We start from the raw sequence: 25264 nt of genomic DNA, 5'->3' as shown, positions 1-25264 counted from the left end.
ATGGCGCCGATCAACATCATGTCAAAGCCCGGCCAGCAGCGCATCTATGCGAGCCCGCTCGCCTGGATGGTCGCGGTCATGGTGTTGTCGATCGGCTTCGCTGCGGTCGGCGGGTTCGGCCTGGGCGCAATCGATCGGCCGGCCCACACGGTCGCCGCGGTACAGCTTTCTTTTGCGGATCGCTCCAACGGCGCTGTTGATGTGATCGATGCCCGCACCGGCCATGTGCTGCAGCGCGTAAAGCCCGGCGAAGGCGGCTTCCTGCGCGCCACGATGCGCGGGCTTGCCAACGAGCGCAAACGCCGCGACATCTCTGACGACCTCCCCTTCGCGCTTGAGCGCACGCAGGACGGCCATGTGCTCCTCTCCGATCCGGCAACCGGCCGGCTCGTCGCGCTGGATGCCTTCGGCCAGACGAACCGGGCCTCCTTCGAGCGCTTCCTGGACGACCGAAAACTCGCCGCGGCACTGCCGAACACTTCTCAGGGAGAACGACCATGATGATGGAAAAGCTCACGCTCACGCGCACCCGGATCGACCTGCCCTGCCGCATCGAGGTGTGCCACACTTTCGAAAGCCTACACGCGCACATGGAATTGTCCGGTGACATCGAAATCGAGCCAGGCGACAGCGTGCATGTCCACGGCCCGGAGATCGCCGTGCCCTATGGTGAAACGGCCATCTTCAACCGCATGGCAACGGTGACCAAGGCATCCTCCCCGGAGAAGCTTTGGGTGCGCATGACCGGCGACTTCGAATTTATGGAACTCTTGGAATTCAGCTTCTCGTCAGGAGAACGGCTATGACCATCGAAACACTCTCTCTCCAGTCGCGCGACACGACGGGCATGGCGACCGAAACCACCATGCTCTCGCCGCGCTTCTACACGACCGATTTCGCGGAGCTCGACCGCACCAATGTCGAGCCCGTGCGCCGCGAGTGGGATGCCCTCATCGCCGAAATGGAAGCCGATCCCAACAAGGGCCATTTCAAGCGCGACGAGAACTGGGACAAGATCGATTTCGAAGCGCTGCCGGAAGGTCTCCGCAACGAGTTCGTGGATTTTCTCGTCTCTTCGCTGACGGCAGAATTTTCAGGCTGCGTGCTCTACAAGGAGATGAAGAAGCGCGGTCAGAACCCGGACATCGTCAAGCTGTTCGGCCTGATGAGCCGCGACGAGGCCCGCCATGCCGGGTTCATTAACGATGCGCTCAAGGAATTCGGCATCGGCGTCAATCTCGGCTTCCTGACGAAGGCGAAGAAATACACCTTCTTCCGGCCGAAATTCATCTTCTACGCCACCTACCTGTCCGAAAAGATCGGTTACGCGCGCTACATCACCATCTACCGGCACCTCGAGCGTCACCCGGAGCGCCGCTTCCACCCGATCTTCAAATGGTTCGAGAAGTGGTGCAACGACGAGTTCCGGCACGGTGAAGCCTTCGCTTTGCTGATGCGGGCCAATCCCGATTATCTGGCCGGCACCAACAAGCTCTGGGTGCGCTTTTTCCTGCTCGCAGTATTCGCCACGATGTATGTCCGCGATCAGGCACGCCCGGAATTCCACAAAGCGCTCGGCATCGATCCGGTCGAGTACGACTACCGCGTCTTCCACCTGACGAGCGAGATCACGCGCCAGGTGTTCCCGCTGGTGCTCGACATCGACAATCCGAAATTCGCGCGCGGCCTGGAGAAGCTCAGCGTCATCAACGCCAAGCTGAACGACCTCAACGGCAAGCAGGGCGTGAGGGCGAAAGCTTCGCGCGCCATGCTGATTGCACGCGCCGGGGCGATCTTCGTCCGCCTCTACGCTTTGCCGGTGAAGGAAAATGCACTGCCGGAGGCAAGCCGCCTCCAGCCGGTCTGGTAAGCAAAAAGCTGTGAGCGCCTATCTCGCACCCATCGCCTACGCCCTGTTCCTCTGGTGGTTCGCCACAGGAGCGATCCTTTTCCTGGATGGGCTACCCCGGCGCACATACGGTTTCAGTATGGCCGGGGCGACGGTGATGTTGGTTGCGGGTCTTGTCGGTATCGCCTGGACCGGAACGCAAGCGGGCGTTTCGGCGGTCTATGGCGCTTTCACCAGCGCACTGGCCATCTGGGCCTTCGTCGAGATGAGTTTCCTCATGGGCTTCGTGACGGGGACGCGGACGCGACCCTGCCACGCCCATTGCAGCGGGCTCGCCCATATGGGGCACGCCATCGGCGCGATCATCTGGCACGAACTGTTGATCGTCGCGGCGGCGGCAGTCATCGCATTGCTGACCTGGGGCGCAGGAAACCAGGTGGGCTTCTGGACCTTCATGATCCTTTGGGGCATGCGCGCCAGTGCCAAGCTCAATCTACATTTCGGCGTGCGCAATCTCGGCGAAAGCCTGCTGCCGCCGCACCTCGCCTATCTGAAAAGCTTTCTACGCAAGCGTTCGATGAACGCTTTCTTCCCGGTTTCGATCACCATCTCGACAACCATCGCGACAGCGATGGGCCTTGCCCTCGTCGAGGCAACCGATGCCGCGGAGATCGCCGGCACGATGCTGCTTCTGACGCTTCTGGTCCTGGCCATTGTCGAGCACTGGTTCCTCGTCCTGCCGCTGCCGGTGGACGCGATCTGGAACTGGAGCCGTTTTGGAGTCGGTGCGACGCAACTGGGCGCGAAGGCGCCTGTCGCACCCGTTAAAATTCATGTCGAGTAGGGGAGGGAAAACGCGATGATGGATTTCGAGAATTTCTTTGCAGGCCAATTGGAGGACCTCCGCAAAGAAGGCAACTACCGCGTCTTCGCCGACATCGAACGACAGAACGGTGCATTCCCGAAGGCAGTCCGCCATGTGGAAGGCAAGACCCACACGGTAACCGTCTGGTGCTCGAACGACTATCTCGGCATGGGCCAGCACCCGAAAGTGGTCGAGGCCATGAAGGAAGCGATCGACCGCTGTGGCGCAGGCGCAGGCGGCACTCGCAACATTTCCGGCACCAACCATTATCACGTGCTGCTCGAGCAGGAGCTCGCCGATCTTCATGGCAAGGAAGCTGCACTCCTCTTCACCTCGGGCTATGTCTCCAACTGGGCTGCCCTCGGCACGCTCGCCTCGAAGATCCCCGGCTGCATTGTCTTTTCCGATGCGCTGAACCACGCCTCCATGATCGAAGGCATCCGCCACTCGAAAGCCGAACGCGTCATCTGGAAGCACAATGACGTCGCCGATCTGCGTGCCAAGCTCGCAGCTGCCGATCCGAAGGCGCCGAAGCTGATCGCGTTCGAAAGCGTCTACTCGATGGATGGCGACATCGCGCCGATCAAGGAGATCTGTGACGTCGCCGACGAGTTCGGCGCAATGACCTATCTCGACGAAGTGCACGGCGTCGGCCTCTATGGCCCGCGCGGCGGCGGCATCGCGGAGCGTGAAGGCCTGATGGACCGCCTGACGGTGATCGAAGGCACGCTTGGCAAGGCGTTCGGCGTGATGGGCGGCTACATCGCCGCCTCCACCGCGCTCTGCGACTTCGTGCGCTCCTTCGCGTCCGGCTTCATCTTCACCACCGCACTGCCGCCGGCGCTTGCCGCCGGCGCGCTGGCTTCGATCCAGCACCTGAAGCAGAGCCAGTTCGAGCGCCTGCGCCACCAGGATCGCGTAGCGAAGTTCCGCCAGGGGCTCGATGCCATCGGGGTGCCCTACATGCCCAACCCAAGCCACATCGTGCCGGTGATGGTCGGCGATCCGACAAAGTGCAAGTGGCTGTCGGACCTGCTGCTCGACAATTACGGCATCTACGTTCAGCCGATCAATTACCCGACCGTGCCGAAGAAAGCGGAACGCTTGCGCATCACGCCATCCCCGGTGCATGACGATGGGGCGATGGCCGAAATGCTGCATGCGCTGAGCGATCTCTGGTCACACTGCGCCTTGTCGCGCGCTGTCGCCTGAAGCAAGACACGCAGTCGCCATGAGCTGAGGGGAGAGCATATGCCTTCGCCGTTGATGCGCTCCCCGGACACGACTCGCTGTGGGGACGATCGGATCATCGCTGCGATCGACGATGATGGCGCGCTCTACCCTGTCGAGAAGCTCGATGCGCATCGGCGCGGCATCAAGCATCTGGCAATCTCGGCTTTCGTCTTCAGTGGAAACCGGCTGCTCGTCCAGCGGCGCGCCGGCGGCAAATATCACAGCCCAGGCCAGTGGGCGAACACCTGCTGCACCCATCCCGACTGGCAGGAAGACCCTTCAGACTGCGCGACCCGCCGGTTGTGGGAAGAGCTCGGCCTGGAAATCGATCTCGAGCCGCGCGCGGTGATCGAGTACATGGCCGATGTCGGTCAAGGGCTGACGGAGCACGAGCGGGTTCACGTGTTCGAAGGCACTGTCGAAGATCCCGACGCTGTTATCCCGTTCGATCCGACGGAAGTCGACAAGGTACGCTGGGTGGAAATCGCTGAGCTGCAACGCGAAGCGCGGCTGAACCCGGAGACAATTACGCCCTGGTTCCGAATCTATCTGCAGCGCTGGTCGGAATTGGGACTGTCGCCCGCCTGACGCGACGGACGACAAAGAACTGGATTATCGCAATCGCTGTCGTTTAAGCGGCAGCCGCCAGATGGCTGACGCGCCGGACTTCGTCGTCGGTCAACAGCCCACCGGCACGAAGCAGCGCCGCAAAGCGTCCGCTCGACGCAGCAAGTTCGCCGAACGATCCAGCTTCCACGAGACGCCCCTGGTCGAGGAACATCACGAAGTCGGCGTCCTTCACTGTCGAAAGGCGGTGCGCGATGATGAACGTCGTGCGGTCGCGCCGCAGTTCGTCGATCGCTTCCTTGACGCGCTGTTCCGTTTCGACGTCGAGCGCGCTGGTTGCCTCATCGAGAACGAGGATCGGCGCATCCTTCAGCACGGCCCGGGCAATGGCGATACGTTGGCGCTCGCCACCGGAAAGCTGACCGCCGCGCTCGCCTACCAACGTCGCAAAGCCTTGAGCCTTGCCGTGGATGAAACCATCGGCCGCCGCCGCCTGTGCAGCACGCAAAACCTCGTCATCGCCGGCTTCCGACCGACCGAGGCGAATGTTTTCCTCAATCGAGCGGTTGAGCAGCCCGGCATCCTGGAAGACGGTGGCGATGTTGTCGCGCAGCGAGCGGCGCGTTGCCGTCCGCACATCGATGCCGTCGATGAGAATGCGACCTTCTGCCGGATCGTTGACCCGCTGAAGCATGTTGATCAGCGTCGTCTTGCCGGCACCCGTCGGTCCGACGATCGCGACCGTCTTGCCGGCAGGAATCTCGAACGACAGATCGAAAATGCCATGGCCGGAATTCGGGAACGAGAACGAGACGTTCTCGAAGCGGACGTGACCTTCGACGCGACCGATGTCACGGCCCTGCTCTGCCTCGTCCAGCGCGGGAGCGGCATCTTCGAGCGCATAGAAATCGACGAGCTTGGCGCGTGCCTCGAACACCTGGTTCACGAACTGCATGATCTGGTCGAGACGGCCGATCAAGAGATTGGCGAAACCGACAAATGCCACCACGTCGCCGACACGCAATTCGCCTGCAGACACCAACATGGCGCCGATCAGTAGGATGACGATCATCGAGATCGTCGACGCCATGCGATGCAGGCCGCTGGCGAGAGCCCACCAGTCGAGAACCGGGAACTGTGCATTGATCAGGCGGGACGTGTGGATGCGCAGCTGGCGCACTTCGCTGTCCATGCGGTTGTAGCTCTGCAGCACGGAAACGTTCGAGATGCAGTCGCTCACATGGCCAAAGACATCGTGATGGTAGCGCTCGACGGCCGCCTGACCTTCCTTGGTGCGCTTCATCACGAAGCGGCCGATCATGAAATAAAGCGCGCCGAGAACGAACAGCACCATTGTGAGGCGCAGATCCATGACCAGCGCAGTCGGGACCAGCAGCACCAGCGCAACCGCCGTCGTCAAATGCGTGCGCATGAACTCGAGCCACAGGCCGAACAGCGTATCGACCGCGCGCAGCATGGTGTGCAATGCGTTCGAGGTGCCCTTCTCATGGTGCCAGGACAGCGGCATGCGGATGACGCGCTCGAAGGAATCGCCGAGAACCTGAACCCGGCGCTGATGGGCCAGGCGGTCGGCGCTGCGGGCGACGATGACGAAAGCGACGATGTTGAAGACGCCGAAACCGGCCCAAAGGCCAAGCGTGGCGAAGATGCCCTGCTTTTCGGCGATGGCATCGATGACGCGACCGAAAAGAATGGGCTCGGCAATCGTTACCACCGCCAGAACGATATTGGCCGCGCAGACGAACAGAACGCCCGTGCGCTGGTGCCCAAGGTAACGCAGGGCCCGCCAATAAATCTCAGTCAAAGACATCACACCACTCCGAACGCGACTTTTGTGCGCCGCACCAATCGGCAGCAGCGTTATCGGGTAATTTAGGAAACACAATGGGATTTCAGAGGGATGGTTGCGTCCGTGCCTGCAACATTTTCGCTTTCACTGTAACATGCCGTGAAGGCTACTTCGCAGATGCAAAAAATTTGTTCAGTCGCAACGTATTCCAGCCAGCCCGGATTCGATAACTGGGCTTCGAAACAGTTTTGGCAAGGTAATGGTTCCAGGAACCGCAAAGTATAAAGTCCCAATTTTATGCGTGACGAATGCGTCGAGCCGATTTAAGGGGTCTGGATGCCACGCTTTCTGATTGTCGACGATCATCCGCTCTTCCGAGAAGCACTCACCAGCGCTCTTGCTCTGGCGGGGCCGGAAATACAGACCGTGGACGCTGCGGATTTCCAAAGTGCGCTGACGATCCTCAACGAGCACAAGACGTTCGACCTCGTTCTGCTCGACCTGGCCATCCCGGGCGTGACGGGCTTCGAGGGATTGCTCGCCATCCGTTCCCAGTTTCCGCGTGTGCCGGTCGTGGTCATTTCAGGCCACGAGGATTCGCGGATCATTTCCGAAGCGCTGTCCTACGGCGCTGCCGGTTACATCCCGAAATCCGTACGCAAACAGGAACTGACCATCGCTGTTCAGCGCGTGATGGCGGGTGCAGTCTACGTACCGGAGTTTTACGAACCTCCGAGCGATCATGTGGACAACAGCGGGCGCAAGGCCATGATCAGCAGGGTCGCAACGCTGACACCTCAGCAATTGCGCGTGCTTCAAATGCTCCGCGAGGGGCTTTTGAACAAGCAGATCGCCTACGAACTCGGCGTGGGCGAAACCACAATCAAGGCCCATGTCTCCGAGATCCTGCGAAAGCTGAACGTGTACAGCCGCACCCAGGCCGTCATCGAGATGACGAAGCTCGATATCGCCGACCTGAACGCGTTTGCGCGGGATAATTCCTGAGCTCTTGTCGCCAGACCACGCTCACTCCGCCCTTCCCGCCGCAAGCAGATGCTCGACCAAGGCACGGAACTCGGCTGGTTTCAGTGGCTTGTACATGACCTCGATCTCTCGGGTCCTGCAGCGCGCTTCGAGGCCGGCCGATGGGTCGGCGGTCACGATGAGAGCCGGAAGCTGCCGGCGAAGATAATAGCGGATGTGTTCGATGGTGACGGAGCCCAGGTCTCCGTGGTCCAGATGCTGGTCGGCAATCACGATGTCCGGCCGCCAGGCCGGATCGGCAAGCAGCCCGATCGCCTCGCTGCTGTGGCTCGCGATCCTGACCGAACAGTGCCAGCTTTCCAGAAGCGTCAGCATCGCTTCCATGACCGAACGATCGTTCTCGATCAGAAGCACATTGGCGCCGAAGAGATGGTTGGAGATCGGTAGCCTTGGCGCATACTCGCGGGTCTGTCCGCGCACGAGATCGGGCTGGCCAAACGGTACGTAAAGGTGAAATGCCGTGCCGTGGCCAGGCCGCGAGGTGAAGGTGATGTGGTGACCGAGTGCCGACACCATGCGCTGCACGATCGACAGTCCCAGCCCAAGCCCCGGCGTGCCGCCGAGTTCACCGCCTGCCGGCATCGTGCCGCGATGGAACTCCTCGAAGATCGCCTCGTATTGGTCCTCGGCAATCCCAATGCCGGTATCGACGATGTCGATGCGCAGCAATGCCCCGCGCTTGCGGGCACCGATCAGCACCCCGCCCCGGCTGGTATAGTGGATGGCGTTGGAAATGATGTTCTGCAGCACCCGACGCAGCATTCCGCGGTCCGAACGCACGATCGCATCGGTCGGACGAAAGCGGATATGCAGGCCCTTGGCGGCGGCGATCTGCTGAAAGTCGCTGCTCAGGCTGCCGAGCAGCGCGTCGAGTGGCAGGTTCATGATGTCCGGCTTCATCACGCCGCTGTCGAGCTTGGCGATATCGAGCAGCGTGCGCAAAAGTTCGTTCATGGTGTCGAGCGATTGCTCGACCTGTCGGGCAAGCTTCTTGCCCTGATCGCTCGTTTGCAGGTCTGCCAGCGCGGAAATCGACAGATGCGCGGCATTGAGAGGCTGCAACACGTCGTGGCTTGCAGCCGCAATAAAGCGCGTCTTGGAAATATTGGCCGCTTCGGCCGCTTCCTTGGCGGCGTTCAGAGCGCGGTTGGTCTGTTCGATCCGTCGCAATGCGCTCGTCAACTCATCGGTACGCTGCCGCACCTGCGCTTCGAGACCGATCGCGGTCTGAAACAGTGAAAACGCATTGCCCTGCTGATCCATGGACCGCTCGACGCGCTCGATGAGGGCTATGTTGATCTTGCGTAGCTTCTCGACATCATCGATCCCGAGCGTATCGCGCATCCGTTTTCACTCCGATGCCTCCGAGCTCGCCGCGAAGGCGATCCCGGTGAATGTCTGGTTGAGGTGCATCGACCGATATTGCTCGCCGTAAGTTCCAAATCCGATGATGTTGTTCTCACGATAGAGCGACGAGATCGCGGCGAGACTTTGCCGGTTCTGCGCGTCGAGACGCCGCAGGACGCAATCGAAGCCGAGCACGACATCGATCCCACCGAGCCCCGCCGCCACGTCGTGCAGTTTTGCCCGCGTGGACTCCACCATGCCCATGGGCTCGGCGAGTGTCAGAACGATCCCGTTATCGATCGCACAGAAGAAGGTCAGCGATCCGTCTTCGTTTGCCTTCTGGATCGAGCGACAGAAATACTCTCCGCCGACCCGCACGACGAGAGGATAGGACGCAAAGCTCATCGGCGTCAGCGACCCCGCATCGAGGCCGATGGCCTGGGCATAGGCCGCAGCAGCCGGTTCGGCATTGATCTCATGGACGGTGCGCGTATCCGGATCGGACGCGGTGACGACGAGTTTCCGGCTCGTCGGATTGAAGTTCTCCGTCTTGAAGACATCGAACGGCACTGCGCTGTGCACCAGCATCAGGATCGCGCAGTCGGACACCACATTGCCGTTGTGAATGAGCGTCGTTTTCTCAAAGCGCAGATTGTCGCCGGCTGAACCGCCCACCAACGGGATCTCGTCGAGGCTCCAGTAAAGCGCCGATGTCACCGCCTCTTCGGCGCGCGACAGCCCATCGATCAGCACGACCCCGAAGGTGCGCCCGCCGGCGAACCGCTTCGGCTCGAAGCTTCGACGCAGTTCCCGCACATCCTTGACCACGCTCTCCATGCGGGCGGTGGAGATGTCGCGGATCAGGCAGGCGGAAGCGCTGAACTTGTCGGAGGGAAACAGCATGGCGATGATCGACCCTTCGCCGTAACCGTCCGGTGTGATTTCGCCTGCTGTCGAGCAGCCCACATAGCGCAGACCCGGCGCGTGTTCGGCCATGTTCGCTGCGATCTGGTGCGCATCGATGGCATCTTGGGAGAAAAAGAGCGAAGCGAGTTCGGCACCGGCAACCTTGGCCTGGACGGCGAGCGTGCCTACGAATTCATCAAGCCCCAGACCGCTGCCGTGGATGGCAACGATGCCGCACGCATAGGTCGTGATATGGCAGGTCATCCAGCCATTGCCTCTCGCCTCTTCCCGCCACCACTATTCTCCAGGGATAGCACGTGGATCAAGCGCAGCGCCGCGCATGGCGGACCTTCCAAAGTACAATGTCCTTTTCTTCAAGCCGTGCCATTGTTCGCCACGCTCATGCACGATGGCTGAAGGAGCCGGAAGGTGCGGGAGGAAGAGAAGGTCACCGACGATCATGGTCCGCCGTCGACCTTGCATAACGATCCCTTCCGCGCAAACTATCGCTGCGGGGCGTCGTCTGCAGGATAGATGTTGAGGGCGCCTGACGTTCGGTCGACGAATGACAGCGAGTTCAAGGGGAGGAACCCGAATGACCAAAGTTGCGATGAAGGTGAATGGCCGTCAGGTCTCAGGCGAGGTCGAGGGACGCACCCTTCTCGTTCATTTCCTTCGTGAGAATCTCGGCCTCACAGGCACGCATGTCGGTTGTGACACGACGCAGTGCGGGGCCTGCACCATCCACATGAACGGTCAGGCGGTGAAGGCCTGCACGATCCTTGCAGCACAGGCCGAGGGCACCGACATCGTCACCATCGAAGGCATTGCCACGGGTGGCGAACTGCATCCGATGCAGGCTGCATTCAAGCAGCATCATGGCCTGCAGTGCGGCTTCTGTACGCCAGGCATGATCATGGCCTCGATCGACATCGTCAATCGCCATGGCTCGGACCTCGACGAGCAGACCGTCCGCCATGAGCTTGAGGGCAACATCTGCCGCTGCACCGGCTATCACAACATCGTGAAAGCAGTTCTGGCCGCCGCCGGCGCGCAAGAGCAGCGCCAGGCCGCAGAGTAAGATCAGCGGCGCGGGCCAGGCTTTGGGCGGCGCCGTTGGGGCGCGCCTTAACCAAGCTTCGCCGGCGTCTTCTCGGAGGAACAGGCCGGTCTCCGGCCCCCGGATATTGAGGAGGAATTGATGGGTATCGAAGGTATTGGCGCGAGCGTTCTGCGCAAGGAAGACAAGCGTTTCATCACAGGCAAGGGCCGCTACACGGACGACATGGTCGTTCCCGGCATGAAGCACGCCGTTTTCGTGCGTTCGCCCTATGCCCACGCCAAGATCGTCAGCATCGACACGAGCGAAGCCGAAGCGATGCCGGGCGTGATCGGCATCCTCAACGGCAAGCAACTGACGGAAGACGGGATCGGCAATCTGATCTGCGGCTGGATGGTCCACTCCAAGGACGGCTCGCCGATGAACATGGGCGCATGGCGCCCGCTGGCGCAGGACACCGTTCGCTACGTGGGCGATGCCGTCGCGATCGTCGTGGCCGACACCCGTGCCCAGGCCCGTGACGCCGCCGACCTCGTCAACGTGGAATATGAAGAACTGCCGGTGGTGACCGGCGTTGAAGATGCCCTCGCCGATGGGGCGCCGCAGATCCACCCCGAGGCCAAGAACAACCTGATCTTCGACTGGGTGCTCGGCGACGAACAGGCGACCGCCGACGCATTCTCCAAGGCGGCGCATGTCGTCAAGATGGACATCGTCAACAACCGCCTCGTGCCGAACGCCATGGAGCCGCGCGCGGCTCTCGGCGTCTACGATGCAGCGGAAGATCATTACACCTGCTGGACGACGTCGCAGAACCCGCACGTCGCCCGCCTGGTCATGAGCGCGTTCTACAACGTCGCGCCCGAAAACAAGCTGCGCGTCATCGCACCCGATGTCGGCGGCGGCTTCGGCTCGAAGATCTACATCTATCCGGAAGAGATCGTCTGCCTGTGGGCCTCCAAGCGCACCGGCGTACCGGTCAAGTGGAACTGCGATCGCACGGAAGCCTTCCTGACCGACGCCCATGGCCGTGACCACGTGACCCATGCGGAGATGGCGTTCGACGCCGACCACCACATTCTCGGCCTCAAGGTCGAGACCAAGGCCAATCTCGGCGCTTACATGTCGCTCTTCTCGTCGGCGACGCCGACCTATCTCTACGCGACCCTCCTGTCGGGCCAGTACAACATCCCGGCGATCCACGCGAATGTAAAGGCGATCTACACCAACACGGCGCCGGTCGACGCCTATCGCGGTGCGGGTCGCCCGGAAGCGACCTACGTGATGGAACGCATGATGGAGACGGCAGCGCGCCAGTTGGGCGTCTCGCCTCCCGAGCTACGCCGCAAGAACTTCATCCGCTCCTTCCCGCACCAGACCCCCGTCATCATGACCTACGACACGGGCGACTTCGAAGCATCGCTCAACGCGGCGATGCAGGAAATCGACTATAACGGTTTCGCCGCACGTCGCGCCGATTCCGAAAGCCGCGGCAAGAAGCGCGGCATCGGCATGAGCTGCTACATCGAGGCTTGCGGCATCGCGCCGTCCGCCGCGGTCGGTTCGCTCGGCGCCGGTGTCGGCCTGTGGGAGTCGGCTGAAGTGCGCGTCAACGCGGTCGGCACGATCGAAATCCTGACCGGTTCGCATAGCCACGGCCAGGGCCACGAAACGACCTTCGCGCAGCTCGTGGCGGAACGCTTCGGCGTCGGCATCGACTCGGTCAACATCGTTCATGGCGATACCGACAAGGTGCAGATGGGCATGGGCACCTACGGCTCGCGCTCCGGCGCCGTCGGCATGAGCGCGATCGTCAAGGCGCTCGACAAGGTCGAGGCCAAGGCCAAGAAGATCGCGGCCCATTTGATGGAAGCGGACGAGGGCGACATCGTCATCGAGAACGGCGAACTGAAAGTGGCCGGTACCGACAAGACCCTGCCCTGGTTCCAGATGGCGCTTGCGGCCTACACGGCGCACAATCTGCCGTCCGGCATGGAGCCCGGCCTGAAGGAAGGCGCCTTCTACGACCCGTCCAACTTCACCTTCCCGGCCGGCTGCTACATCTGCGAGGTCGAAGTCGATCCCGACACGGGCAAGACGGAAATCCTCAATTTCGTAGCGGCCGACGATTTCGGCAACATCATCAATCCGATGATTGTCGAAGGCCAGGTCCATGGCGGCCTCGCGCAGGGCATCGGCCAGGCGCTGCTCGAAGGGTGTCATTACGATCCGCAGACCGGCCAGCTGATCACGGCAAGCTACATGGACTACACCATGCCGCGCGCCGACGATCTGCCGTCGTTCCAGATCTCGCACCAGACGACGCCATGCCCGGGCAATCCGCTTGGCATCAAGGGCTGCGGCGAGGCCGGTGCGATCGGGTCGCCGCCGGCGGTGATCAACGCCATCACGGACGCAATCGGCACCAATGGGCTCAGCATGCCGGCCTCTCCGCAGAAGGTCTGGGCCGCCCTGCACAACGCCTGACACCGCTATCATAAAGCAGAGGATTGAAGAGCAAGCGGCGCCGCAGCGACTGAAATCTGCAAGCCCTTGCCCTTCGTCTTCAGGGAGACATCCAATGTACGAAACGAATTACCATCGCCCAAGCTCGGTCGAAGAAGCCGTCAGCCTCGTGGGTTCCACCGAATCGGGCAAGTTCCTGTCGGGTGGCATGTCGCTTCTGCCGGCCATGAAGCAGCGTCTCGCCGCACCGTCCGATCTCGTCGACCTGCGTCACGTCGAGGAAATGAAGGGCATCACGGTCAATGGCCGCGACGTCCGCATCGGCGGCGCCGTCACCCATTTCGAGATCAAGAATTCCGATGAGATCAAGTCGGTCTGCTACGGCCTGCACCACATGGCGAGCGTGCTCGGCGATCCGCAGGTGCGCTATATGGGCACGATCGGCGGTTCGGTCGCCAACAACGATCCCGCTGCCGACTATCCGGCCGCGATGATCGCGCTCGATGCTACGATCCACACCAGCAAGCGGGCCGTCAAAGCCTCGGAATTCTTCGTCAGCCTCCTGGAGACCGTGCTCGAAGACGATGAGATCGTGACCGCCGTCTCGTTCACCGCGCCAGAGATTTCCGGCTACGAGAAGTTCCGCAATCCCGCCTCACGCTATGCGATGTGCGGCGTCTTCGTGGCGAAAACCGGCTCGACCGTCCGTGTCGGCGTCACGGGGGCCGGCGCAGACGGTGTCTTCCACTGGGATGAAGCAGCGCAGGCTTTGTCGGCGAACTTTGCGCCCGATGCCGTTGCCAATCTCTCGGTCGATCCAGGCGGCATGCTCTCCGACCTGCACGGATCATCCGAATACCGCGCCAATCTGGTGAAGGTGATGGCCAAGCGGGCAGTGGCTTCAGCCAAATAATTGTAGGAACGACGAGAACGCGAGGGGCCGGAGCGCAAGCTCTCGGCCCTTTGTCTTGCCGCGAAGACCGGACCATCGTCCTGCCGCTCACGCCAATGCTTGGACCTTCGCCCCTCGCCCCCATGCGCGCAGCACTTTAGAACCGTTGTCGGAGATTAAGGCTTGCGCAATCGTGCGGCGGGTCGTCGCAATTGATCGGTTTAAGGCTGCAAATGGCGCCGTTTTGCTATGAATTTGCCCCTACAACCTTGACTTAGAACGGTTCCAAACCGAAAACGGGTTGCAGTCAGCGGAGCGTATGAAATGGACTTCGACGGATTTTTCCAGAACGCATTGGACGGCCTTCGTGAAGAAGGGCGCTACCGTGTGTTCGCAGACCTTGCACGGCGCAAGGGCGAATTTCCGCACGCGACCCGCTACACGGAAAATGGCGAGCAGAGCGTCACCGTCTGGTGCTCGAACGACTATCTCGGCATGGGCCAGCACCCGAAGGTGGTCGCGGCCATGAAGGAAGCGATCGACCGCTGTGGCGCAGGCGCCGGCGGCACCCGCAACATTTCCGGCACCAACCATTATCACGTGCTCCTGGAGCAGGAGCTCGCCGATCTTCACGGCAAGGAATCCGCACTTCTCTTCACCTCTGGCTATGTGTCCAACTGGGCTGCCCTCGGCACGCTCGCCTCGAAGATCCCCGGCTGCATCGTCTTTTCCGACGCGCTGAACCATGCCTCCATGATCGAGGGCATTCGTCATTCGAAAGCCGCACGCGTCATCTGGAAGCACAACGACGTCGCCGATCTGCGCGCCAAGCTCGCAGCTGCCGATCCTAAGGCGCCGAAGCTGATCGCCTTCGAAAGCGTCTACTCGATGGATGGCGACATTGCGCCGATCAAGGAGATTTGTGACGTCGCCGACGAGTTCGGCGCCATGACCTATCTCGACGAAGTGCACGGCGTCGGCCTCTACGGCCCGCGCGGCGGCGGCATTGCCGAACGCGAAGGCCTGATGCACCGCCTGACGGTGATCGAAGGCACGCTCGGCAAGGCGTTCGGCGTGATGGGCGGCTATATCGCCGCCTCCACGGCGCTTTGCGACTTCGTGCGCTCCTTCGCCTCCGGCTTCATCTTCACCACAGCACTGCCGCCGGCTCTCGCCGCTGGAGCACTCGCCTCGATCAAGCACCTGAAGCAGAGCCAGTTCGAGCGCATGCAGCACCAGGATCGCGTTGCTCGCGTACGCGCCCGCCTCGATGCCATCGGCATCCCTTACATGCCGAACCCGAGCCACATCGTGCCGGTGATGGTCGGCGATGCGGCCAAGTGCAAGTGGATTTCCGACCTGCTGCTCGACAATTACGGCATCTACGTTCAGCCGATCAACTATCCGACGGTCCCGAAGAAGACGGAGCGCTTGCGCATCACGCCGTCGCCGCTTCACAGCGATGCCGATATCGATCATCTCGTTTCGGCTCTGTCATCGCTCTGGTCGCGCTGCGCCCTATCGCGCGCCGTCGCCTGATATTCAGGAAAGCGGCTTGAGCATGCCTCAAGCCGCTAAGTCAGCTCAGGCTGCCCGGCGCAAACCGACGATTTCTTCAGCAGCGATGACGCGCGCTTCCGCGTCGGCCGCATAAACGGCCTCGATCCCCGTTGCGGCGCCTGCATCGGCCATCCGCGCCATTGTGCGTTCCACGACATCCGCCATCTGCAGGAAGCCGATCTCCTTGGCGAGAAAAGCGTCGAGCGCGCGTTCCTTGGCACCGTTCAGCACCGCACCGGCAAGCCCGCCGCGCTCCATCGCTTCGCGTGCAAGCCTGACCGCCGGGAAGCGCGCTTCGTCCGGCACCTGGAAGTCCAGCCGCGACAATTGCGTGAAATCGAGCCGCTCGACCGGAAGATTCCGCCGCTCGGGATAGGCGAGTGCATAGCCGATCGCCGTGCGCATATCCGGTGCGCCGAGCTGCGCCAGCATCGATCCATCCGCATAGCCGACCATGGAATGGATGATGGACTGCGGGTGAATCACCACTTCCACCTGATCCGGCAGGAGATCGAAAAGGTGCTGCGCCTCGATCATTTCGAGCGCCTTGTTGAACATCGACGCACTGTCGATGGAAATCTTGCGCCCCATGCTCCAATTCGGGTGAGCGGCAGCGTCGTCCGCGCTCACCTGCGCCATCTGTTCAAGCGTGTGGTTGCGGAAAGGCCCGCCCGAGGCCGTCAGGACGATGCGCTCGAGGGCCTGGTTGCCCCCGGCGGCGAGGCATTGGTGAATGGCGTTGTGCTCGCTGTCGACCGGCAGCAAACGCCCGCCGCCCGCAGCCATTTCCGCTTTGAACAACTGCCCGGCCGAAACCAGGCACTCCTTGTTGGCAAGCGCGATATCGGCGCCCCGCCTTGCGGCTGCAAGCGTTGGTGCCAGCCCGGCGACGCCGACGATCGCCGCCATCACGATATCCGCCTCACGCTCGCCGGCTTCAATCAAAGCGTCGGCCCCTGCTCCGCAGGCGATGCCCGTTCCTGAAAGCGCCGCGCAAAGGGCCCCATACCGATCCTCATCCGCCGTCGCCACGAAATCGGCGCCAAGCGCGATCGCCTCCCGCGCGAGAACCTCGATGTTGTCGCGCCCGGTCAGCGCCGTGATCTTGAAGGCATCCTTGCCGCCCAAATGGCGCACCACATCCAGCGTGCTCGCCCCGATCGATCCTGTCGCGCCCAGAACCGTGAGGCGCCGACGTTCTTGAGAAGTCTGTGTCATTTGCCGACTATCCGGTTTGGCCAGCGCTTCGTAAAGCCCTGCCGATTATCGAAGTCCAGGTGCCGCACAGCAGTTTAACGGTTTCTTCGCACTCCAAAATCAAGGGTTAACGCTTGCGATAAGAATTTATGAACTGTATTCAGCCTATTGAGGTCGCTTGATCAGTGACCGCGGGGATGACCGCATGGCGATTCGGGCAGGGTGGGCAGCCAATATGCGCTGGCATCGACTTCTTGTGGTTTCGGGGCTGTGCCTCACATTGGCGGCGTGCAACAGCGGCGATACGCTGTCGGGCGTCTCGAACAAGGTCGAACATCCGTTGCCGACGAAGGTCGTCAACCGCATGAAGGCCTACGACATGACCGAGGCCTCTCCGATCATGATGCGCATCTTCAAGGAAGAAAGCGTTCTTGAAGTTTGGAAGGCCAAGGCCAACGGCCGCTACGAAAAGATCGCCGAATACGAAATCTGCAAATGGTCGGGTGAACTGGGTCCGAAGCGCGCCGAAGGCGATCGCCAGGCGCCGGAAGGCTTCTATACCGTCAACCGCCACCAGATGAACCCCAATTCCAGCTACTACCTCTCGTTCAACCTCGGCTACCCGAACCGGTTCGATCGGGCCCATGGCCGCACCGGCACGAATCTCATGGTGCATGGCGCCTGCTCGTCCGCCGGCTGCTACTCGATGACGGACGAACAGGTGCTGGAAATCTATGCCTTCGCGCGCGAAGCGTTCAAGGGCGGTCAGGAAAGCTTCCAGGTCCAGGCATTGCCGTTTCGCATGACGGCAGAAAACATGGCGCGTCACCGCGACAATCCAAATTACGAATTCTGGGAAATGTTGAAGGTCGGCTACGACCACTTCGAGCTGACCAAGACGCCACCGAAGGTTGACGTCTGCAACAAGGAATACGTCTTCAACCAGGTGCCGACCGAGCCGAACGCCGTCTTCGACGCCTCCGCCGCTTGCCCTGCGACATCGACGCCTGAAAGCCTGCAGGTCGCCTACCAAACCTATGTTCAGGACTACGAGGCAGCCTTCCAGGAAGCGCTTCAGAAACAGTTGGGCCAGAAGCCTGGCCGCTCCGGCGCGCTGTCGCGCCTCCTGCCGGCAAATCAGTCGACCCCGGGTTCTGCTGCTGCGGCATCGGCTGCTGCCGTAACGGCCGTGCCTGCCGTCGCTGCACCGCCCGTCGTCGCGCCTGCAGCCGCGAGTGCGCCTGTGGCAGCCGAGGCTGCACAGCCCGCTTCGATTACCGTGCCTGCCGAGGCAAGCGCACCGGCCGCGGCAACGCCGGTTTCGACGACGGCCCTGCCCGTTCCGGCTGCCAATCCGCTTCATACCTCGACGTCGCTCTACGCAGCGCCTCCGCAGGCACCTGCTGAGCAGGTCGCGGAACGTCCGCGCTGGTCGCTTTGGGGTCGGAATTGACGTCTGGATCAGGCGAAACGATCACCTACGACCTCAAAGGCCTGAAATGCCCTTTGCCCGTGCTGAAGACGCGCAAGCGGATGGCCGCGCTCCCGTTGGGCACACGCGTCGTCGTGGAAACGACAGACCCGATGGCGGTCATCGACATTCCGCACTTCTGTCAGGAAAGCGGCAATAAACTCATCTCCACCGAAACGGTCGAGAGCGGCCACCGCTTCTGCATCGAAAAAGCCTGAACGCTGGGCTTGAGCGCGAGATCCGGTTTCCTAGAACCGGTGACCCGGCACGACGAGCGGGTTCGATTCCAGCGCAACGCGATCGGCCCGATCCGCAGCCGGTTGCCCGGCGAAAGCGCCGAAAAGGTCCCGGACGAAGTCTTCACCCAGATCGCGCGTGATCACGACGATGCGCGTGCGGCGATCGTTATCCGGCCATGACGGCAATCGTGCCGGCGGATGGAAGGTACCCTGGACGCCATGAATGACGAGCGGGCGCTCCGGATTGTCCGAGAGCCCGACGATCCCCTTCATCCGCAGCACGCGTTCGCTGTGCGCCGAGCGCAGGAGATCGATGAACATCGCGATGGCATCGCGATCGACCAGGCCATCATGTACGAGCGTGAAGGCGCGGATGCGTGCATCGTGGCGGTTCACATCGTGATGATGGTGGTGATGGTGATGGGCCGCCGCAATCGCCTCGTCGCGCAGCCAGCGTTGAACGTCCGCTGTCTTGGTCTCGGGATCGTAGAGCCCGCAATCGAAAAGCGCCGCATAGCCTGTTTGCGCTTCCTGGGCATCGAGAAGCGGCGCCCCCGGGTTCAGGGCGCCGATGCGCGCGCACAGCGTATCAAGCGATGCATCACCGGCCAGATCCGTCTTGGTCAGCACGATCCGGTCGGCGACCGCCACCTGTTTGACGGCTTCCTCATGCCGGTCAAGCGTGCCCATCGCATTCAGCGCGTCGAGCGTCGTGATGACGCCGTCAAGCCGCAGGCCATCGGCGAGCACGGGATGGCCCATGACCGCCTGCAGCACCGGCGCCGGGTCGGCAAGACCGGTCGTCTCGATCACGATGCGGCGCAGGCGCTCGATGCGGCCCGTCTGCAGCCTGTCGACGAGCTCCGCCAGCGTATCCACCAGCTCCCCGCGCACAGTGCAGCAGAGGCAGCCATCCGATAGCTCGATCACGCCATCGCTCGATTGCTCGACGAGCAGATGATCGATGCCGACATCGCCGAATTCGTTGACGATCACGGCCGTATCAGTGAGTTGCGGATCCTTCAGCAGGCGGTTGAGCAGCGTCGTCTTGCCCGAGCCGAGGAAGCCGGTGAGGACCGTCACGGGAATGGGATCGTGGCGCTTCATGGACGCGGCCTCGGCAGGGGCAGCGGCACATCGAGCGAAGGCCGCAGCCCGTCGGTCGACGCCTCGCCTTCCGGCGCGGATGTCGCAAGTGAGGCCTCCATGGGCGCTGAATCCTCCTCAAGCTCGACCAGACGCGGCCGCGGCGTGGGAATCGGCACATCAACCTGGATCGCAGCGACGCGCCCGCCCGTTCCACCCAGCGCAACCGCCACCGGCTCCAATTCGCGTTCGAGCGGCCGGATGAACGCCGAGCTCAGGATCAGCTCGCCATTGTCGTCGCGGCCTTCGGACCGCTGCGCAGCCGCTTCGGGCGAACAGATCTGCGGGCGCAGGTCGGCCACCTCGGCGTTGCCCTCGCCATAGGGCTGCAATTGCATGATCGGCGTCGCGCTGGCGGGTATCGCTTCGGTCAGCCCCTCCTCCAGCAACCGCGCGGATTCTTCCGCCCGGTCAGCCAGGCTTTCGGCCCCGAAGACGACGGCGACCACCGAGCGGCCGTTGCGGCTTGCGGACGACACCTGGTTGAAGCCCGAGGAGCAGATGAACCCTGTCTTCATGCCATCGGCGCCCGGATAGCGCCCGATCAGCATGTTGAAGTTGGGATAGATGTCGTTGCCCGCCTGGATGGCCTCGATGCTGAAATAATCGGAATACTGCGGAAAATCGCGTTTGATCGCGAGCGCCAGCAAGGCCATGTCGCGGGCCGTCGTATACTGGCCTTCGCCCGGCAGGCCATTGGCGTTGATGAAGCGGGTCGAAGTCATGCCGAGCCGTTCCGCCTCGGCGTTCATGCGAGCCACGAAGTTCCTGTCCGTGCCGGCAAGCGACTCCCCGATCGCCATCGCCACGTCGTTCGCCGACTTGACCATGATGATCTTGATGGCGTTGTCGAGGGTCATGGTGGCGCCTTCGCCATAGTACATCTTGCTCGGCGGCTGTGCGGCAGCCCGCGCGCTGAGCGTGACCGGCGACGTCAAATCCGCCTCACCGCTTTCGATCGCACGCAGCGCGATATAGGTGGTCATCAGCTTCGTCAGCGAAGCGGGGTACCAGCGCTTGAACGCATCCTCGTGCTCGATCACCCTGCCAGTTTCGACATCCACCAGCATGCGGGGAGCGGCTTCCGCAGCCGACAGCCCAACCATCGAAGCAAGAAGGCCTCCCGAAAGAAGGATGGCGGCGGACAGATGTGTAGCGCGGCTTTGCAGCACGTCATGCATTCCTTGGACAGTGGCGGCGAAGCCGAAGGCCGTACTTAATCTATATGGCGCCACCGTGGCAAAAAGATCGTTGATCCGGACGCTCCCGAGGTCCACATATTGGCGACCGAACCGGCTGCCATCTCGTGGCCTTGCACAAAAAATCAAGGATCGTTCATGCCCATCCTCAACCGCGCCGCCGAATTGCAGGAAGAAGTCGCGGGATGGCGCCGTCATCTGCACCAGCATCCGGAAATCCTTTTCGCCGTGCATGAGACGGCCGCCTTCGTCGCAAGCAAGCTCAGGGAATTCGGCTGCGACGAAGTGGTAACGGGGCTCGGCCGCACGGGCGTCGTCGGCATCATCCGTGGCCGCAACGGCGAGGGCCGGACGATTGGCCTCAGGGCCGATATGGATGCGCTGCCGATCACCGAGCAGACGGGCAAGGACTGGGCGTCGCGTTCGCCCGGAAAGATGCATGCCTGCGGCCATGACGGCCACACCGCCATGCTTCTCGGCGCCGCAAAGTATCTCGCAGACACCCGCAATTTCCAGGGCTCCGTGGCAGTCATCTTCCAGCCCGCGGAGGAAGGCGGCGGCGGCGGCAATGAGATGGTGAAAGACGGCATGATGGAGCGCTTCCAGATCGCCGAAGTCTACGGCATGCACAATCTGCCGGGCCTTCCCGTTGGCGCGTTCGCGACCCGCAAGGGCCCGATCATGGCGGCGACGGACGAGTTCCGCGTGACGGTGAAGGGGCGCGGCGGCCATGCGGCCATGCCCCACGAGACCATCGATCCGATCGTCATCGCCGCGCAGATGGTGCAGGCGTTGCAGATGATCGCTTCGCGCAATGCCGATCCGGTCGATGCGATCGTCGTGTCCGTCACGCAGTTCAAGGCGGGGTTCGCGCACAATGTGATCCCGGAAGAGGCCGTCTTCTCCGGCACCGTGCGGTCCCTTTCCGATCACAACCGCGATCTCGGCGAAGCGCGCATCCGCCAAGTTACCGAAGGCATCGCAGCCGCCCATGGCGCGACGGTCTCCATCTGGTACGACCGCAACTATCCCGTCACCTTCAACCATGCCGAGGAGACAGATCACGCCATCCAGGCGGCGGCGACGATCGCCGGCGACGACAATGTCGACGGCGACGTGGCACCCACGCTTGGCGGCGAGGATTTCTCCTACATGCTGAACGCCCGGCCGGGCGCCTTCATCTTCATCGGCAATGGCGACACCGCCGGCCTTCACCACCCCCGCTACGATTTCAACGACGAGGCGATCCCCCACGGCATCTCCTATTGGGTCCGCCTCGCCGAGACCCGCCTGGCCGCCTGAACCCCTTGGCGAACGCCGCCGTCTCGATTATGGAAAGACCCGCGTGGTCCCGTAGCTCAGGGGATAGAGCACAGGATTCCTAATCCTGGTGTCGCAGGTTCGAATCCTGCCGGGATCACCAAACTCGGAACTTTGCAGCCCGGAGACGTCGGTAATACTTTTGCACCTCGGACATGGAGGACAATCGCATACCGACCAGCGGGTAACTTCCGCATGGCCAGACCCAAGGCAATAGTGCCGGTCACCCCAGCGCCACGATCACGTTATCCGGGTGGAGCGGACGGTTCATCCAGATGCGCACCCTTGTCCGCGTGCTAGGAACGTCCATAAAAAGAATTTCCGGGATGTTCGCGTCGAAGAGGTCCACGCGATAGTCAGGCGTATTGAGCGTACCGTCAAATCTCGGCGGAACAGCCTGTGGCTGCAGTTCTTCGAAACGGGCAAGCGTTACAGTCGTCTCCCCTTCGTTCCAGGGAAGAGCGCTGACATTTATGCAATCTTCAGTAGACACAACCCCGCGTAAGTCGTGATCGAGGGGAATCCTCACTCCATCGATACCAGAGATGTAGAAGCTGCAATAATCGAGTAAGACAGATGCCTTCTTGACCGTCATTCAATGATCCTCCGACGCGACAGGTGGCATGATCGAGGACCGTGCAGCGCAGATACAGATGTCATCATTGCCTGTGGCGGTGCACAATCTCCGAAATGCCACAGAGCAACGTCATATGCAGCGACGATTGGCCTGCCTGATGCGGTTGGCCCGCTGGGCGGAGCGGTGAGATGCCCTCAATGATCAAACTCGGACATTGGCGAGGCGCATTTGCCGTCGTGTCTGTCGCTATGCTTTTCCTCCCGGCGCTGGCCATGACGGTATCGACCGACATCGTCTGGGGAGTGGAGGATTTCCTGGCCGCAGCCGCAATCCTGGCCTTCGTGTGGTTGGCGATCGAGATGTCGGTGAGGCTATTGCCTGGGACGAGAGCGCGCGTTGCGGCAAGCGCCGCCGCGATCCTGGTCGCGCTCACGATTTGGGCACATCTGGCCGTCGGCGTTTTCTGACTTCCCTACGCGGATCAAACGGCTTATTCCCGCAGCCGATGCAACCGCACGATTTCCGGCTGGCGCTCGATCGTGCCGAGGCCGATGGCGGCTTCGGCCGCGGCGAGGATGGCGGTGCGATCGAGTTCGGCTTCCGCATACATCGCCTCCGGCTTGTCCTGCTGAATGAAACGATCGGGCAAGGTCAGCGTGCGGATGCGACAGCCGCGGTCGAGGATGCCACGCTCCGCAAGCAGATGCAGCACATGCGCACCGAACCCGCCGCGTGCGCCCTCCTCGATCGTGATCAACACCGCGTGTTCGCGCGCCAGCGACAGGATCAGTGCTTCGTCGAGCGGCTTGGCGAAGCGTGCATCGGCAACCGTCGTGGAAAGACCCATCGCGTCGAGCCGTTCGGCCGCTGCCAGGCATTCCTGCAGGCGGGTGCCGAGCGACAGAAGCGCGATCTGCGTGCCCTCCTTGACGATCCGCCCCCGTCCGATCTCGAGCACTTGGCCGACGGCCGGCATGTCGACGCCGGTGCCCTCTCCGCGCGGATAGCGCACCGCCGAGGGCCCGTCCGATAGGGAAGCCGCTGTTGCAACCATGTGCACCAGTTCCGCCTCGTCACTTGCCGCCATCACCGTGAAATCCGGCAGGTTGCACAGATAGCCGAGATCGAACGATCCCGCATGGGTCGGGCCATCGGCGCCCACGAGCCCCGCGCGATCGATGGCGAAGCGCACCGGCAGGCGCTGCAAGGCAACGTCGTGCACGATCTGGTCGTAACCACGCTGCAGGAAGGTCGAATAGATTGCGCAGAACGGCTTCATGCCGGATGCGGCGAGACCGGCGCAGAAGGTCACCGCATGCTGCTCGGCAATGCCCACGTCGAACATGCGCGACGGAAAGCGCTTGGCAAAGCGGTCGAGACCGGTGCCATCCGGCATGGCGGCCGTGACCGCGACAATGGACGCATCGCGCTCCGCTTCCTGGATCAGCGCATCGGCGAACACCTTCGTGTAGGACGGCGCCTTGGCCACGCTCTTGACCTGAGTTCCGCTGGCGACGTCGAAAGTGGAAACGCCATGGTACTTGTCAGCTGCTTCCTCGGCCGGCCGGTAGCCCTTGCCCTTGCGGGTGATGGCGTGGAGGAGAACGGGGCCGTCGGATCGCTCCTTCACGGTCCTGAGGATGGGGAGAATCTGCGAAAGATCATGTCCGTCGAACGGGCCGACATAGGAAAAGCCGAGTTCCTCGAACAGCGTCGCTCCCGGAACCAGCCCTTTGACAAGCGTGCGGGCGCGTCGGGCCCCTTCCCTGAGCGGCGGCGGCAGGTGGTCGACGGCGTTGCGCGCAGCCGACTTCAGGTCCTGCAAAGGCCGCGCGGCATAGAGCCGGGCAAGGTATTTCGACATCGCACCGACAGGCGGCGCGATCGACATGGCATTGTCGTTCAGGATCACGATCAGCCGGCTGCCGAGCGCGCCGGCATTGTTGAGAGCCTCATAGGCCATTCCGGCCGACATGGCGCCATCGCCGATGACACAGATGACGTGGTCGTCGCTGCCCTGGAAATCGCGGCCCACGGCAAAGCCGAGCCCGGCTGAAATGGATGTCGAGGAATGCGCGGCGCCGAACGGGTCATAGGGGCTCTCAGCGCGCTTGGTGAAACCGGAGAGGCCGTCGCCCTTGCGCAACGTCCGGATCCGATCGCGCCGGCCTGTCAGGATCTTGTGCGGATAGCATTGGTGTCCGACATCGAAGATCAGCCGGTCTTTCGGCGTGTCGAACACCGCGTGGATCGCAACCGTCAGCTCTACGACACCCAACCCTGCACCGAGATGGCCGCCCGTCACCGATACCGCGTCGATGGTTTCGCGCCGGAGTTCATCGGCCAGCTGGCGCAACTGCCTGTCACTCAGCCGCTTCATATCGCGGGGTTCGGACACCTGATCGAGAAGCGGCGTGCGTGAAGGCGTCTTCCTGCTGCTCATCATGGCTCTCCCGGCCTCATGACCTCCGACAATCTGTGATAGCCGAAGAACGATTGGGTATGTCAATTAAGAT

The 25264-nt window shown here is 62.3% G+C and carries 23 protein-coding genes and 1 tRNA gene; 16 read left to right on the top strand and 8 right to left on the bottom strand.

What is annotated here, in order from left to right; translation table 11 throughout:
- The 6 genes from puhC to PU133_RS04810 are packed head-to-tail and all read left to right on the top strand — an operon-like array spanning position 1 to position 4535.
- Positions 1 to 501, top strand: coding sequence for a photosynthetic complex assembly protein PuhC (gene puhC / locus PU133_RS04835; protein WP_404863718.1), 501 nt, complete (start codon positions 1 to 3; stop codon positions 499 to 501).
- Positions 498 to 806, top strand: a complete 309-nt coding sequence (locus PU133_RS04830) for a hypothetical protein (RefSeq protein WP_342635458.1) — start codon at positions 498 to 500, stop codon at positions 804 to 806. The genes puhC and PU133_RS04830 overlap by 4 nt, the downstream gene beginning before the upstream one ends.
- The gene (gene acsF, locus PU133_RS04825) at positions 803 to 1870 is read left to right on the top strand and encodes a magnesium-protoporphyrin IX monomethyl ester (oxidative) cyclase (protein WP_126008248.1); all 1068 of its coding nucleotides are present in this window, start codon (positions 803 to 805) and stop codon (positions 1868 to 1870) included. Before PU133_RS04830 ends, acsF begins: the two co-directional genes overlap by 4 nt.
- A 10-nt stretch (positions 1871 to 1880) precedes the next feature.
- Positions 1881 to 2693, top strand: coding sequence for a putative photosynthetic complex assembly protein PuhE (puhE, locus tag PU133_RS04820; RefSeq protein ID WP_404863717.1), 813 nt, complete (start codon positions 1881 to 1883; stop codon positions 2691 to 2693).
- Positions 2694 to 2711: 18 nt separating this feature from the next.
- Positions 2712 to 3926: a 5-aminolevulinate synthase gene (gene hemA / locus PU133_RS04815; RefSeq protein ID WP_404864445.1), complete on the top strand. Its 1215-nt coding sequence runs from the start codon at positions 2712 to 2714 to the stop codon at positions 3924 to 3926.
- Positions 3927 to 3965: 39 nt separating this feature from the next.
- Entirely contained in the window at positions 3966 to 4535 is a 570-nt protein-coding gene (locus PU133_RS04810) for an isopentenyl-diphosphate Delta-isomerase (RefSeq protein ID WP_404863716.1), read from the top strand.
- A 43-nt stretch (positions 4536 to 4578) separates the two neighbouring features.
- Here PU133_RS04810 and PU133_RS04805 read toward each other — a convergent pair whose 3' ends face one another.
- Entirely contained in the window at positions 4579 to 6345 is a 1767-nt protein-coding gene (locus tag PU133_RS04805) for a glucan ABC transporter ATP-binding protein/ permease (protein ID WP_126008243.1), read from the bottom strand.
- Between the two features lie 315 nt (positions 6346 to 6660).
- Between PU133_RS04805 and PU133_RS04800 the strand changes: the two genes are divergently transcribed.
- Entirely contained in the window at positions 6661 to 7329 is a 669-nt protein-coding gene (locus PU133_RS04800) for a response regulator transcription factor (RefSeq protein WP_404863715.1), read from the top strand.
- A 21-nt stretch (positions 7330 to 7350) separates the two neighbouring features.
- Here PU133_RS04800 and PU133_RS04795 read toward each other — a convergent pair whose 3' ends face one another.
- The gene (locus PU133_RS04795) at positions 7351 to 8712 is read right to left on the bottom strand and encodes a hybrid sensor histidine kinase/response regulator (protein WP_404863714.1); all 1362 of its coding nucleotides are present in this window, start codon (positions 8710 to 8712) and stop codon (positions 7351 to 7353) included.
- A 6-nt stretch (positions 8713 to 8718) separates the two neighbouring features.
- On the bottom strand, positions 8719 to 9885 hold the full coding sequence (locus PU133_RS04790; RefSeq protein ID WP_404863713.1) for an FIST N-terminal domain-containing protein: 1167 nt from the start codon (positions 9883 to 9885) through the stop codon (positions 8719 to 8721).
- 331 nt (positions 9886 to 10216) lie between these two features.
- Between PU133_RS04790 and PU133_RS04785 the strand changes: the two genes are divergently transcribed.
- The 4 genes from PU133_RS04785 to hemA (PU133_RS04770) all read left to right on the top strand — a co-directional run bounded on the left by PU133_RS04785 (position 10217) and on the right by hemA (PU133_RS04770) (position 15578).
- On the top strand, positions 10217 to 10702 hold the full coding sequence (locus PU133_RS04785) for a (2Fe-2S)-binding protein (protein ID WP_126008234.1): 486 nt from the start codon (positions 10217 to 10219) through the stop codon (positions 10700 to 10702).
- Between the two features lie 120 nt (positions 10703 to 10822).
- Positions 10823 to 13168: a xanthine dehydrogenase family protein molybdopterin-binding subunit gene (locus PU133_RS04780; RefSeq protein WP_404863712.1), complete on the top strand. Its 2346-nt coding sequence runs from the start codon at positions 10823 to 10825 to the stop codon at positions 13166 to 13168.
- A 94-nt stretch (positions 13169 to 13262) separates the two neighbouring features.
- Positions 13263 to 14060, top strand: coding sequence for an FAD binding domain-containing protein (locus tag PU133_RS04775; protein WP_404863711.1), 798 nt, complete (start codon positions 13263 to 13265; stop codon positions 14058 to 14060).
- 303 nt (positions 14061 to 14363) lie between these two features.
- Complete coding sequence (gene hemA / locus PU133_RS04770; RefSeq protein ID WP_404863710.1) at positions 14364 to 15578, top strand: 5-aminolevulinate synthase; 1215 nt, start codon at positions 14364 to 14366, stop codon at positions 15576 to 15578.
- 45 nt (positions 15579 to 15623) lie between these two features.
- Here the strand turns inward: hemA (PU133_RS04770) and dxr are convergent, their stop codons facing one another.
- Positions 15624 to 16817 carry a 1-deoxy-D-xylulose-5-phosphate reductoisomerase gene (gene dxr, locus PU133_RS04765; RefSeq protein ID WP_404863709.1) on the bottom strand — a complete coding sequence of 398 codons (1194 nt, stop codon included), beginning with the start codon at positions 16815 to 16817 and terminating at the stop codon, positions 15624 to 15626.
- A 184-nt stretch (positions 16818 to 17001) separates the two neighbouring features.
- Here dxr and PU133_RS04760 point away from each other — a divergent pair, with 184 nt between their 5' ends.
- Together PU133_RS04760 and PU133_RS04755 are read left to right on the top strand one after the other, a co-directional pair.
- On the top strand, positions 17002 to 18249 hold the full coding sequence (locus PU133_RS04760) for a L,D-transpeptidase family protein (RefSeq protein ID WP_404863708.1): 1248 nt from the start codon (positions 17002 to 17004) through the stop codon (positions 18247 to 18249).
- Entirely contained in the window at positions 18246 to 18485 is a 240-nt protein-coding gene (locus tag PU133_RS04755; RefSeq protein WP_205665515.1) for a sulfurtransferase TusA family protein, read from the top strand. The genes PU133_RS04760 and PU133_RS04755 overlap by 4 nt, the downstream gene beginning before the upstream one ends.
- 30 nt (positions 18486 to 18515) lie before the next feature.
- On the opposite strand, the gene PU133_RS04750 is transcribed toward PU133_RS04755, so the two are convergent.
- Together PU133_RS04750 and PU133_RS04745 are read right to left on the bottom strand one after the other, a co-directional pair.
- On the bottom strand, positions 18516 to 19613 hold the full coding sequence (locus PU133_RS04750; RefSeq protein WP_404863707.1) for a CobW family GTP-binding protein: 1098 nt from the start codon (positions 19611 to 19613) through the stop codon (positions 18516 to 18518).
- A complete protein-coding gene (locus tag PU133_RS04745) occupies positions 19610 to 20833 on the bottom strand; it encodes a D-alanyl-D-alanine carboxypeptidase family protein (RefSeq protein WP_404864444.1) in 1224 nt (407 codons plus the stop codon). The genes PU133_RS04750 and PU133_RS04745 overlap by 4 nt, the downstream gene beginning before the upstream one ends.
- Before the next feature lie 156 nt (positions 20834 to 20989).
- Between PU133_RS04745 and PU133_RS04740 the strand changes: the two genes are divergently transcribed.
- Complete coding sequence (locus PU133_RS04740; RefSeq protein ID WP_404863706.1) at positions 20990 to 22153, top strand: M20 aminoacylase family protein; 1164 nt, start codon at positions 20990 to 20992, stop codon at positions 22151 to 22153.
- A 45-nt stretch (positions 22154 to 22198) separates the two neighbouring features.
- Positions 22199 to 22274: transfer RNA gene (locus tag PU133_RS04735), tRNA-Arg, on the top strand.
- A 120-nt stretch (positions 22275 to 22394) separates the two neighbouring features.
- On the opposite strand, the gene PU133_RS04730 is transcribed toward PU133_RS04735, so the two are convergent.
- On the bottom strand, positions 22395 to 22766 hold the full coding sequence (locus PU133_RS04730) for a hypothetical protein (protein ID WP_126008219.1): 372 nt from the start codon (positions 22764 to 22766) through the stop codon (positions 22395 to 22397).
- 179 nt (positions 22767 to 22945) lie between these two features.
- Between PU133_RS04730 and PU133_RS04725 the strand changes: the two genes are divergently transcribed.
- On the top strand, positions 22946 to 23215 hold the full coding sequence (locus PU133_RS04725) for a hypothetical protein (RefSeq protein ID WP_126008216.1): 270 nt from the start codon (positions 22946 to 22948) through the stop codon (positions 23213 to 23215).
- Positions 23216 to 23238: 23 nt separating this feature from the next.
- Here PU133_RS04725 and dxs read toward each other — a convergent pair whose 3' ends face one another.
- On the bottom strand, positions 23239 to 25191 hold the full coding sequence (dxs, locus tag PU133_RS04720; RefSeq protein WP_404864443.1) for a 1-deoxy-D-xylulose-5-phosphate synthase: 1953 nt from the start codon (positions 25189 to 25191) through the stop codon (positions 23239 to 23241).
- Positions 25192 to 25264: the final 73 nt, after the last annotated feature.

It is taken from the genome of Georhizobium sp. MAB10, from assembly GCF_045012825.1.
GTDB lineage: Bacteria > Pseudomonadota > Alphaproteobacteria > Rhizobiales > Rhizobiaceae > Georhizobium > Georhizobium profundi.
Note: the sequence above shows the minus strand (reverse complement) of the source record. Positions and strands in the feature narration are given on the sequence as shown.

Bases quoted from the DNA above. Each gene is read 5' to 3' on its own strand.
- PU133_RS04795 (WP_404863714.1), bottom strand. From the start codon at position 8,712: ATGCGCGATACGCTCGGGATCGATGATGTCGAGAAGCTACGCAAGATC.
- PU133_RS04730 (WP_126008219.1), bottom strand. From the start codon at position 22,766: ATGACGGTCAAGAAGGCATCTGTCTTACTCGATTATTGCAGCTTCTAC.
- PU133_RS04780 (WP_404863712.1), top strand. From the start codon at position 10,823: ATGGGTATCGAAGGTATTGGCGCGAGCGTTCTGCGCAAGGAAGACAAG.
- PU133_RS04830 (WP_342635458.1), top strand. From the start codon at position 498: ATGATGATGGAAAAGCTCACGCTCACGCGCACCCGGATCGACCTGCCC.
- dxr (WP_404863709.1), bottom strand. From the start codon at position 16,817: ATGACACAGACTTCTCAAGAACGTCGGCGCCTCACGGTTCTGGGCGCG.
- acsF (WP_126008248.1), top strand. From the start codon at position 803: ATGACCATCGAAACACTCTCTCTCCAGTCGCGCGACACGACGGGCATG.
- PU133_RS04725 (WP_126008216.1), top strand. From the start codon at position 22,946: ATGATCAAACTCGGACATTGGCGAGGCGCATTTGCCGTCGTGTCTGTC.
- PU133_RS04775 (WP_404863711.1), top strand. From the start codon at position 13,263: ATGTACGAAACGAATTACCATCGCCCAAGCTCGGTCGAAGAAGCCGTC.
- PU133_RS04785 (WP_126008234.1), top strand. From the start codon at position 10,217: ATGACCAAAGTTGCGATGAAGGTGAATGGCCGTCAGGTCTCAGGCGAG.
- PU133_RS04745 (WP_404864444.1), bottom strand. From the start codon at position 20,833: ATGCATGACGTGCTGCAAAGCCGCGCTACACATCTGTCCGCCGCCATC.
- PU133_RS04790 (WP_404863713.1), bottom strand. From the start codon at position 9,885: ATGACCTGCCATATCACGACCTATGCGTGCGGCATCGTTGCCATCCAC.
- puhC (WP_404863718.1), top strand. From the start codon at position 1: ATGGCGCCGATCAACATCATGTCAAAGCCCGGCCAGCAGCGCATCTAT.
- dxs (WP_404864443.1), bottom strand. From the start codon at position 25,191: ATGAGCAGCAGGAAGACGCCTTCACGCACGCCGCTTCTCGATCAGGTG.
- PU133_RS04740 (WP_404863706.1), top strand. From the start codon at position 20,990: ATGCCCATCCTCAACCGCGCCGCCGAATTGCAGGAAGAAGTCGCGGGA.
- PU133_RS04810 (WP_404863716.1), top strand. From the start codon at position 3,966: ATGCCTTCGCCGTTGATGCGCTCCCCGGACACGACTCGCTGTGGGGAC.
- PU133_RS04760 (WP_404863708.1), top strand. From the start codon at position 17,002: ATGGCGATTCGGGCAGGGTGGGCAGCCAATATGCGCTGGCATCGACTT.
- PU133_RS04800 (WP_404863715.1), top strand. From the start codon at position 6,661: ATGCCACGCTTTCTGATTGTCGACGATCATCCGCTCTTCCGAGAAGCA.
- PU133_RS04750 (WP_404863707.1), bottom strand. From the start codon at position 19,613: ATGAAGCGCCACGATCCCATTCCCGTGACGGTCCTCACCGGCTTCCTC.
- hemA (WP_404864445.1), top strand. From the start codon at position 2,712: ATGGATTTCGAGAATTTCTTTGCAGGCCAATTGGAGGACCTCCGCAAA.
- PU133_RS04805 (WP_126008243.1), bottom strand. From the start codon at position 6,345: ATGTCTTTGACTGAGATTTATTGGCGGGCCCTGCGTTACCTTGGGCAC.
- hemA (WP_404863710.1), top strand. From the start codon at position 14,364: ATGGACTTCGACGGATTTTTCCAGAACGCATTGGACGGCCTTCGTGAA.